Origin of the sequence: Propionivibrio sp. (assembly GCF_017995515.1) — a bacterium.
Taxonomy (GTDB): Bacteria; Pseudomonadota; Gammaproteobacteria; order Burkholderiales; family Rhodocyclaceae; genus Propionivibrio.
Genome location: NZ_JAGOIT010000135.1, coordinates 1 through 7,366 on the forward strand (window position 1 = coordinate 1; position 7,366 = coordinate 7,366).

Consider the following 7,366-nt stretch of genomic DNA (forward strand, 5'->3'; position numbering starts at 1 on the left):
CCTCGGCGCGTCGCTCGGCGATCAGTTCGTCCGCGGGTGACGGTGCATCGGCCGGCACATAGCGACGAAATAGCGCCCTCGCGCGTTGCAGTTGTGCCTGCCTGCTGGTGATGCGTGCCTCGCCTTCGAGCAGTTCGAACAAGACCGTGTCGCCCTCCTTGAGTCCGAGCGAGTGGCGGATTTCGGCAGGGATGACAACACGGCCGCCGTCTGACATTTTCATAGACTGCATCATGGAATCTCCGTGATAACGATGTAATGTCAGTATAGGTCGTTAATGGGGTGTAGCGCAGCGGTCACGCGCCCCCCGGCGAGCATGTTCATGATCAGCAGAGTCAGTACGTCCTTTTCAACCGGCGGCGGCTGCACGACGAGTAACGACGGCGCTGCGAGGCCGCCCTCGCTGACGACCGTTCTGCCTTTCGTCGCAAAGTAAGCCGGTCCGTTCAGGGGTTATTCCCCGCGAAGGACTGCGAGCTTCAACTTCTTCTGTGCGTCCTTCCAGTCGTCTTTGCGGTCGAGCTTGTCGATTATCTTGGGTAGCCATTCGGTGAGTACGGCAGCAAGTTGGACACGATCCGCGGCGCTCCAACTGCTATCGGCGGCGAGGGCCGCCTTGCTCAGGTGCAATGCATCGGCGTACAGGCCGCTGCCGGGATTCATCGGATCCTTGCGCGCACTGTCAGCCTTGTCCTGGCAACTGCGGATGAATTTGTCGATCAATTTCCCCTCGTCGGAAAGCAGCGCACGAGCCGCCTCCAGGGCTGCCTGTTCCGCCGCCTCGGCGATTTCTTGCGCTTGCCGATCGGCTTCGAGTTGGCGCTGGCGCTGGGCTTCGGCTGCCGCGCGCTGATGGGCTGCAGCGAGCTGTGCACGGATTTCGGCCGTGCGCATCGTAGGTTGGGATGCACACCAGTGCTGCAGCGAATCGATGGGCGGACTGTTGGCAGCTTCGACGATGAGCCAGCCGAAGGGCAGCATGCTGGAGCGTTCGTCGTCGCGTTCGGCGGCCAGCCACACGGTCTTGGCGCCGTCCGGCGACCAGTCGGGTGGTTGCCCTCTACCCTTCATGATCCTGATAGAGCGAACGCCATCCAGCGTGACGCTTTCCGCGCCGGAATGACGGCCGACGCGCAGCAGCATTAGGCGGCCACTGTTGAAATGGGGCTGGAGATCGGCGAGGAGTGCCCGCAGGTCGGATAGCCACTGCGGAGCAGCGAGTCGCCGACTATCGAGAACTTCAAGCAATGCCTTCATTCGCCGCAGGTAGTAGCGGTTGCAGGCGTTCGCCAGCGCAGCAAATGAAGGGATGCGATGCGCAGGATCGGGCGCGCGGGCGCCGGCGCTGACACCCGGCAGGGTGCTGATGCGGATCTCGCCGCTCAGCGCTCGATGCTGACCGGCGGCGATTGCCTCGCGGCGGGTTGCTGGCCCTTTGGCTTCTACGATACGGCCGTCCTTGTCATGGACCTCGCGCTTCTTGTGATTGGTAGCGAAAACGACCTTGCTCTCGAGCTCGGATGAGCAGGTGTCAGTAACGTGCAGCAGGCGGAAGGGATCAGCATGGAAGCCTGCGCGCGAATCCAGTAGCCGTTTTTCGAGGTCCTGCGCATTGCGGTCCTCGGGGACCTTCCCTTGCCCCATATTGATCTGATCCAGCCATGCGGTGCGAATCGCCCCCTTTAGGCTTGAGCCAGGGATGTAGGCCATGCCAGTGTGAGGGTGATGCGCTGTGCGCTCGATCTCAAGTTGGTTCGTGACGCGGCGGCCCCCTGCTTCGTGCTGGGCGACCTGGCCGATGCGTCGGCTGTATTGCTCGACAATGCCAGACGCGACTGCCACTACGCCATGAGCGACCCCGGCAAAGCGCTCCTTGCGGGCATGAAAGAACTTCTGCAGGTCGCGAATCGCTTCGTCGCCCCGACGGTTGACTGCGGAAATCAGCGCGTCCCGATCCGTTTTCGACAGGGGCACACGCGCTGGGTCGAAGTGGTACAGCACGCCACCGTCGATGACGTAGTTGGTGGGTTCGAAGTCCTGCCCGCAGCCGATGTGGATCGGCGTCAGCGGCGTGATGGCGAGGTTGACGGTATCGATGAAGGCGTTCATGTGCGCAGTTCCGCATGCAGAGGTACCAGCGGGGCATAACCCTGATGCACAGTGGCGGGAATCGCCACCGAGATCGGCTCGCGTGGCCCGCCCAGGCCGGTCCCGTGAAAGGCGGGAACCGGACCGGTCTGGAAGGTGAGGAAGGCCGCCGTGCGCAGACCAAGCACTGGGCGCTTGAATGGCCGCCCACCCATTGCGGCTAGGTTGCCGTGCCGTCCAAAGCGGGTCTGAGGCTGGTAGTAGCACGCGCTCGCCTCCAGCGCCTGTGGCGCGGGTGCGCAGGGGGCGAGCGTGAGTGCGTGGCGACTTACCGTGGCGGGCCATTGCCACTCGACGACGTCGCTGACCGAGAATTTGCCAAGTCCGGTGCTGGCGTCGCGACCGAAGCCACTCAAGCCTACGTCCGTAAATACCTGGGCAAGTTCGAGGCTACTAAGGCGCGAGGAGTCAAGGCAGCAATACACCTGTAGGCCGCCATCGCTGCAGAACTGCAGACGCTCGATCTGGCGCGGGGCGAAGGGTCCGGAGCCAGTTGTCCCGGTGAGCCGGTTGATGGTGTTCTGGGTCAGCACCAAGTGCTCTGCGGTCTTCAAGGCTGCAGCGCGAGCAAGCCAGTCGGCGAGCGGCAGCGCCGCGCCGATGACGGGGAGCCAGACCCTTTTCTTGGCTGTCTTGCGTTGCGCGGGATCGCCATCGATGCCGAGCAGGAAGTCCGGTAACTGCGGGCGTGGCACCCATCCCGCAGGGAACGCGTCGGAGACGACCAGAAATGGATTGGCCTCGGTATAGCCCTCGAGCAGGCTCGTCAGCCTTGCCTCGCCGAAGCGCTCGCGGATAGCCCAGCACAGTTGCCCGAACAGGGTGTCGCCGGCGAGCGGGGTCCCAAAGGCCGACCGTGGCTGGAGGGTGACTTGATAGTTGTCCATCGCGTGTTCAGGCAGCGCGGGCGGCAAAGGGATCGAGCGCTTCGAATTCGGCCTGGACATTGGCGCCGTCGAGCTTGAGCTCGCGGAGCTTGATCTTGCCGTAGCCTCGCGACCCGGAGCCGCCGAGGCTGTCGAGCTCGAGAAGGCGCAGCCCTGCCAACAGTGTCTGGCGCAATGCGGCGCCGTCCCCGTCGATGTCCAGCACCTTGATCGAGAGGCGGAAATCGAATCGCGAGCCGGCTGGGACCCGTTCGGTCTGGCGTGGGTGTTCGGCTACGCCCTTGATGCGGTCGATGCGGTTTTCGGTCTTGATCTCGGTCAGCAGCAGATTGTCACCTTCAATCTGTCTGACCCAGTCAGCTTGAAGTGCGGCATCCCAGAAGGCCAGTCGCGTAGGACCAAGATCGCGCGCCTGTTCGTCGCTGAGTTGATCGCCTCCGCCCACGCCGAACAGTTGCAGGATGGGCCGCACTTCGGGGTGCCGTGCCGACAGGTCGCGGATGCCGAGCGGTTCGGACTTCACGGCGCCGCTGCGCCACTCCAGCAGGCTGCGGACCTTGCCCTTCAGGCTGGAGCCCGGAATGTAGGGCTGGTTGTTGATCGGGTTGCGAATGACCTGGTTGTCGACGCCGCCGATCCGGATTTCACCTTCGCTGGCGCCGATGCGCAGGCCCGAGAGCAGTTCGAGGGTGCCTTCCAGGGTCTGGATCTTGATGAGCTGCATGTCATGTTCCCTTGGATTTGATGGATGTTGCTCAGTCTTGCGGGCGATGGACCTTGTAGAAGGCCATGAACGCCTCCATGAACAGCTTGGCTTGCGCAAGTGACCTGTGGTCCGTGGCTTGGTCGACGACGTGGCGCAACAGCCGGTCGAAATTCCCGTCGACTTTCTTGCGTCCCATGGCGTAGGCGACCTTTGCTTTCAGCATCTGGATGTAGGGCGCGTGAGCCTGGAAGCGCTCTTCGCTGTTGCCAACCTTGCCCTGCAACATGACGAGTTCGTCGTAGAAGCGGCGTAGCTGAGTGCCTTTGTTTGCATCGCGCATGCTGGTGTCGGCAATGCTGCGTGCCGCTGCTTCCGCGACATCCGAATACAGCGTCGGTGCAATTTGATCGCCAAAGCGAATCCGGCTGGTGTCGATGGTCGGTTCATCGTCGCGCCTGGGGCGCTCGTCGCCGCCGCGATAAACGGGATTGGAGGCATTGGAACGGGGTGCGGGTGCGGTGCGGCCGGGGATATGGTTTGCCATGCGGGTGGACTCCTTCAGCGATCCCTGAATTGGTAAAGGTGATTGAAGAGGACGATGCGGTAAGCCGGGCCGAGTGTCTCGATGCCGGTGCTGCCGATGTCCTGGACGATGCGAGTGGTGTGGAGACGGCGTTCGTCCTCGCCCAGGCCGCGACGCTTGTCGACGACGAAGCGGCGGGTGCGGTAGGCCAGGCGCGGGCGCCACATCGCGGCTTCGGCCTTACCGTTCTTCTCATCCCTGCGCATGTCGATGAATTGCTGCAGCCCATAGACGAAGCCGGTGGACAGGGCCATCTCGCTGCGTAGGGACTCGAGGCGCGCCAGTGCGGCCTCGAGTTCCGGCCAGGTGCGCCATGCGACAGTCTCGCCGAAGCAAGTGATTGCGTCCTTGCCATCGCGTTGCTTGGCCGCCGACAACGCGTCTTCGGCCAGTTCCGCAATGCTGAAGATGGGGGCGCCGGGCTTCTGCGTGGCGATGCCCGCCGAGAAGTGGATCTCGGGATTGCCGGCGACATAGGCCCCGAACTCATCCCGCAGCCGTGAGGCAAGTCGCTGCACGCTGCGCCACGGGCCGATCAGGAAGAAGTCGTCTCCGCCGGCGAATACCGTGTAGACGTTACGGAACTCGCGCGCGAGGAGCCAGGGCAGGTAGATGGCGAAGAAGCCATTCACCTGGCGCGACAGCGCTGCCATTTTCGCAAAGGTCGGTTGTTTGAGGCCGGTGCGGAACAGTTCGCCCAGGTTGTCGATGTCGCCCTTCAGCACGCCGAGCGAGGCAACGCCCTGCCAGCGTCCCGTGTCGGCGTCGGAAGGCTGACGGTCTTCGCAGGCGAGCATGTCGAGTGTCTTCAGATCACCGACTTCGGGGATCGGCTCATCGCCCAACAGACCCGCGTAGCGCTCGCGCAGCGGGCCGACATCGTCCGGTCCCGTGATGGGTACGTAACCACTGATGAAACGGCGGGCGAAGCCGTTCCAGAGGGGCGTGCTACCGTCGACGTCGTTCGCAATGGGCAGGCTGAAATCCCAGCAACGGCGCAGGGTTCGGCTGCTGGCGAGCTCGCCAAAGCGACCGGTGGAGTCCGCATCGGCGGTAAATGCAACGACGTGGCCGAACAGATCGGTTTCGAGCACGCGCAGGTTGCGGTGTTCGCGCAGTGCGTCGCGCGATTGGTCGCGAAGCACGAGGATGCGGTCGAGCTTGACCAGGGACTCGCCGATTGCCTTTTGGTCGCGCGACAGCGCACACGAAGCCACGCCGTCGATTGTGCGGTCGGCGGGAAGGCGGCCGTTATAAGCGCAGGGACCGAGTGTGAAATCTGCTGTGCTGAACACCCTGCCGCCGAGCGCGCACAGGTTCAGGCGCTGGTGTTTAGCGATTTCGAGTTGCTGGTGCAAGCGCGTCATCAGCTTGCTGAATGGCGTGCTGTCGTTGCGCTCGCCCTTTCGGCGCAGGAAGTCGGCGCAACTGGCGGCTGTCCATGCCAGCCCGACACCGGCCTGGCCGAAAGTGTGTGCGCTGAACCAGTCATCCAGTTCGGCGCGCAAGCGCTGCAGACGTTCGCAAACGTCCTCCGTATTGGGCGCGACAATCATGAACTTGCCAGCGGCGTTGATGATCTGGCTCGTCGGCGGCAGGCCGAGTTCGTCGAGGACGCGCAGGGCCGCCAACTCGGTGAAGATTGACACCTGGAACGAGCGGCCGCGCAGCAGCTTCGCCGCGTGTTTTCGCGATTCGCCGCCGGTTGCGAAGATGAAATCCTGGATGCCGAAGAAATCTCCCTGAATCAACAGGAACTTCTGTTCGTCGAAATCGGAACGGGTGCGCAGGGCCGTTGCTGCTTCCGCGCCAGTCCTTGCTGTGGCCTCATGCCAGCGCCACAGCGCGACGGCCAGTGAGGCAGCGGCGCGTGAATGGTCGTAAAGGGAGACTTCAGGCCGTACACCGAAGGCGGTAGCCGCCGGGATAGCGTGGGTGCACGCAAGCCATAGACTATCGAAGTGATCGAGCCACAAGGGCCAATTGTTGCGGTGGCTGGCGGGAATCTGCGCCAGCCCGGCGATGAAGCGATCCCAGAGGGCACGGTATTCCGCCTGTGCGGCTTGGTCGTCATGCGGTTCGCACTGTGCTGCGGCTTTGGGGAAGATGCTGCGCGGCGACAGAATCCGAAGTGCGTAGCGCTGAACAAGGGCTGCATCACTCGGTTGCGTGTCATTCTGCCGGATCTGCTCGAACAGGGTCAGTTGGCGCGAGGTGTAGTGATTGAGGCCGTTCGCCCTCTTATCGGCAGCGTGGTTGTATTGCTCGAACTCCTCACGTTCGAAGCCGGAAGCGACGCGATCTGCGGTGGCGATGATCCATTGCAGGAAAGTGTCTGGTCTGTGATGTGCCGCAGCAGCATTCACCAGAGAGTCCGTAGCCTCACCGAGGTCTGAGTCCCCCGCGTACTTGCGGCCCGAAAAAGGCGAGACGTCGCCTTGTACGGTTTCGGGCAGATGGGCTTCGATTTCGCCGAAGGCAAGCGCTGTGTGGGCTGCATGCTGATGGCTGAACCAGCGCCCCTCGCTGTGGAACGGGCAATAGAGCGTCAAATGTGCGTCGACCCGCGGGTCGCCGTAAAAGACCTTTGCGCGCTCGGCAAACTTGCCAAGATCGTGCAGATAGGCGGCGAGCGCCACTCGCGTGGATGGATTCATCAATGGGTGCGCCATTCGGTTCTCCTGTTACAACATGGCAAGACTGCTCTTGCCATCGAGTTTACATCGGCATATTCGCCTGACTTGCGCAGGTTAGCCGTGTGGAATGTCTCGCCCTTCTATCGCAAGCTTGCGTCGCGACTGGCGTCGACGAGTCTTATGGCCGCGGCTCCAAGTCCCAGCCTGTACCGATGCGGCTTGCTGCCTCCGTCCTCGACCAGGTACGGCCCCGCCGCTGGCCCGAGCTCGCACCGCAGTGCGCTGCGCAGCTTCGACAGCCGCGACGAGAAGTAGCTGCCGTCCATGCCGCCGCGCAGGGCGTGCTCGGCCGAGCTCGTGTCGCCCATCGGGCCGACGATGGCGCGCAGTTCGCGCAGGTAACGTT

Annotated in this window: 6 protein-coding genes and 1 pseudogene; all 7 read right to left on the reverse strand. The window is 63.2% G+C overall.

Features of this window, described 5'->3' with window-relative positions:
- A partial coding sequence (locus KBA32_RS15615; protein WP_294360843.1) for an AbrB/MazE/SpoVT family DNA-binding domain-containing protein occupies positions 1–223 on the reverse strand: 223 nt, incomplete at its 3' end.
- Positions 224–453: 230 nt separating this feature from the next.
- Complete coding sequence (locus KBA32_RS15620; RefSeq protein ID WP_294360846.1) at positions 454–2,109, reverse strand: RAMP superfamily CRISPR-associated protein; 1,656 nt, start codon at positions 2,107–2,109, stop codon at positions 454–456.
- Positions 2,106–3,035 carry a hypothetical protein gene (locus KBA32_RS15625; RefSeq protein ID WP_294360849.1) on the reverse strand — a complete coding sequence of 310 codons (930 nt, stop codon included), beginning with the start codon at positions 3,033–3,035 and terminating at the stop codon, positions 2,106–2,108. The genes KBA32_RS15620 and KBA32_RS15625 overlap by 4 nt, the downstream gene beginning before the upstream one ends.
- 7 nt (positions 3,036–3,042) lie before the next feature.
- Positions 3,043–3,759: a type III-A CRISPR-associated RAMP protein Csm3 gene (csm3, locus tag KBA32_RS15630; RefSeq protein ID WP_294360852.1), complete on the reverse strand. Its 717-nt coding sequence runs from the start codon at positions 3,757–3,759 to the stop codon at positions 3,043–3,045.
- 31 nt (positions 3,760–3,790) lie between these two features.
- Positions 3,791–4,285 carry a type III-A CRISPR-associated protein Csm2 gene (gene csm2 / locus KBA32_RS15635; RefSeq protein WP_294360854.1) on the reverse strand — a complete coding sequence of 165 codons (495 nt, stop codon included), beginning with the start codon at positions 4,283–4,285 and terminating at the stop codon, positions 3,791–3,793.
- A gap of 14 nt (positions 4,286–4,299) precedes the next feature.
- Complete coding sequence (gene cas10 / locus KBA32_RS15640) at positions 4,300–6,963, reverse strand: type III-A CRISPR-associated protein Cas10/Csm1 (protein ID WP_294360857.1); 2,664 nt, start codon at positions 6,961–6,963, stop codon at positions 4,300–4,302.
- Between the two features lie 137 nt (positions 6,964–7,100).
- Positions 7,101–7,366 (reverse strand): annotated as a pseudogene (locus KBA32_RS15645) (TIGR02584 family CRISPR-associated protein); the annotation flags it as partial.